4 protein-coding genes are annotated in these 2728 nt (G+C 44.9%); all 4 read right to left on the bottom strand.

The annotated features are described in order from the left end of the window. On the bottom strand, window positions 1-488 hold a 488-nt coding region (locus B4K20_RS12835; RefSeq protein ID WP_289283171.1), incomplete at its 3' end, for a dimethylamine monooxygenase subunit DmmA family protein. A 57-nt stretch (window positions 489-545) separates the two neighbouring features. Next, window positions 546-1679: an aminomethyltransferase family protein gene (locus tag B4K20_RS12830; protein WP_289283170.1), complete on the bottom strand. Its 1134-nt coding sequence runs from the start codon at window positions 1677-1679 to the stop codon at window positions 546-548. Window positions 1680-1846: 167 nt separating this feature from the next. Next, window positions 1847-2320 carry a 6,7-dimethyl-8-ribityllumazine synthase gene (gene ribH, locus B4K20_RS12825; RefSeq protein ID WP_289283169.1) on the bottom strand — a complete coding sequence of 158 codons (474 nt, stop codon included), beginning with the start codon at window positions 2318-2320 and terminating at the stop codon, window positions 1847-1849. A gap of 70 nt (window positions 2321-2390) precedes the next feature. Next, window positions 2391-2728: electron transfer flavoprotein subunit alpha/FixB family protein (locus B4K20_RS12820; protein ID WP_289283168.1), on the bottom strand; the 338-nt coding region annotated here is incomplete at its 5' end.

Raw genomic sequence — 2728 nt, 5'->3', positions numbered from 1 at the left:
CCACAGCCAGGACAGGTATAAACATTGTGATGCACTTCAGGATCGATTGTTTTGCAATGCACGCAATAGACAGGACGAGCCAGGCTGCCACACTGCTCTTTCATGACATTTTTGTCATCCACACCTGCTGATTTCAGTATCTGAGATGCTGCCCAGATGAAATCCTCATTACCCGCAATATAAAACTGTGTGCCCATGACACAGTCATCAAGCGTGGCCGATACGGCTGACAATACGCCTTCTTTATCATCAAGAATCTGTAGACCTTCATCCACCAGCTTACTGATAATGTCACGATAAGAACGCTGTGCACGCGCATCATCGGCAAACAATACTTTGATTGGTTGTTTTGGCGTCATCATCTGAAATAACTTCAATACACCAACACCACCTTCAGCATGAGCAATCACGACATGATCAGTAGCATGCTCTTTCCAAATCAACGGATCGTACAAAGGCTTACTTCTAATTCTGTAACCTCTTTCCATTGTCATTTCCTCTTCTTAAATCTGAATAACGGTATAGCCTGTTTATATATGAACGGCTTATTTAGGATGGGTACGCATACGCATTGGATCGTAAAAAGGCATTTTGACAATGGTGGCTTTGAAAGGCTTGTCAGAATCAATCGTCACAGCCGTTCCCAGTTGTGAATATTGAGGTTTGATGTGGGCCATAGCAATGGACTTCATCAGATATTGACTGTAGCTGGCACTGGTGATGACACCGACTTGCTTGCCATCAATAAGTAATTTCGCACCTATCTCAACAGCCTGATTTGTCATGCATTCCAGACCTATTTGTTTAAAGCGCTCTCTGCCTTTAAGTTTCAGTACAGCATCTTTACCGATGTAATCACCAGGTTTATCCAGATCAACACACCAGTCCATATTGACTTCCCAAGGAGTGGTATCACCTTCAGGCATATCAAACGGGAAGAACAGTAAGGCCGCTTCAACGCGGGTCAGGTCGAGTGAGTCCCATGATGCCGGGATGCAGCCATACGGCTGACCTTTTTCCAGAATCATGTCCCACAGGTACACAGCATCAGCCGCTGCACAATAGACTTCATAACCGCGCTCACCTGAATAACCACCGCGAGCGAGGATCACTTCACGACCAAATAAGGTCGTCTTGATATGTTTGAAATAAGGTAATTCAGCCAGATTGAAATCTAGCTCAGGGTCCAGAATGTCGATTGAGCGTGGACCTTGGAGTGACAGGATATGCACATCATAATCCTGCTCAACCGTGACATCCTCACCCTTGGCAAGTTCGGCTAAGGTTTGTTGTGTAGCGCCACTGCCATGAGATAAACGGTAATGTTCTTTGTCATCACAGATAACCATGATGTCATCGACCAGCGCCCCTTCTTCATTCACTTCACCGGCGAGTCGGGAAGTGCCTGGCTCGAGTTTAGTCACATCAATTGTCACTAACCTGTCGAGAATTTTTAATGCCGCAGGCCCAGAAACATTAACAATGTTGAGGCCAGATACGTCATATAAACCTGCCCGGGTACGGACAGCAACTACCTCATCGTTAACATCAGTATGGTAGCTCCATGGAATGGGCATACCATTCCATGTTTCGCCATCCAGTGTTGACCCAAGTTCTTTATGACGAACATTGAGAACTGAGTTACGGGTAATAGTGTCTTTAGGCAGTGGATTATTCATGGTCTAACTCCGGTTACATAGTACGAATTCAATGTAAAAAACTTACCGAAATCAGCCGCATATAAAAATTCTCATGATGGAGTACTCCTTAATGGGTAAAAACCATCTGATTTTTTATGCTCTACCTTTTATAATCCATTGATAATAAAGAAAATAATTAAGAAAAATTACTCTGCGTGCAAAGACTTTAATGTCTGAATCATCTCAATAATCACCAAAGCCGCTTCACGACCTTTAATGATCATCCGATCTTTAGCTTGTTCTTCGTTTTCTGTGGTCAGAATCGCATTCGCCAGCGGAATACCTGTACCAATCTGGATATCCGTACAAGCACGAGCAGACTCATTGGCCACAATCTCAAAATGATAGGTTTCCCCACGAATGATGCAGCCTAATGCGACCAGACCATCACAATTACCTTTTAATGCCAGCTCATGCATGACCATCGGTATTTCCAATGCCCCCGGCACAGACAACACCTGAATGTCCTGTTCCTGAACGTTGCTGGCTTTTAACTGATCAACACAGGCATTTAGCAGTGCCGTGCAAATATCAGAGTTAAACCGCGAGACAACGATACCTACTCGAAAGCCATTGCCGTCAATATCGTCGCGAACACCTGCCCCATGTATATCTGCCAAATCTGTTTCCTCATATAAATAAATGGCACCGGGTAAATAAAACACTTACCCGATGCCGGATAAAATAACGTTATTCAAAGTGTGTGCGCAATTCTTCTTCAATATCGAAGATATCCGCCACGATGCCGTACTTGGCAATATTAAATATCGATGCGCCCGGATCGGTGTTCACCGCCACAATGCTCGGCACATGTTTCATCCCTGCCATATGTTGAATTGAGCCGGATATGCCCATCGCCACATACAGCTTACAAGCACCGACTACCTTGCCAGATTGCCCTACCTGACGTGATTTTGGCAACCAGCCTGAGTCAGCAATCGGACGCGAACAGCATAATGTTGCTCCCGCCAGCTCAGATAATTCACGGAAGGTATCCACATTATTTTCTTCTGCGATACCGCGGCCGG

This window comes from Methylophaga sp. UBA5088, assembly GCF_002414625.1.
Classification (GTDB): Bacteria; Pseudomonadota; Gammaproteobacteria; order Nitrosococcales; family Methylophagaceae; genus Methylophaga; species Methylophaga marina.
Note: the sequence above shows the minus strand (reverse complement) of the source record. Positions and strands in the feature narration are given on the sequence as shown.

What these genes read in the sequence shown, in the direction of transcription:
- B4K20_RS12830 (WP_289283170.1), bottom strand. Translation starts at nt 1,679, where the DNA reads ATGAATAATCCACTGCCTAAAGACACTATTACCCGTAACTCAGTTCTC.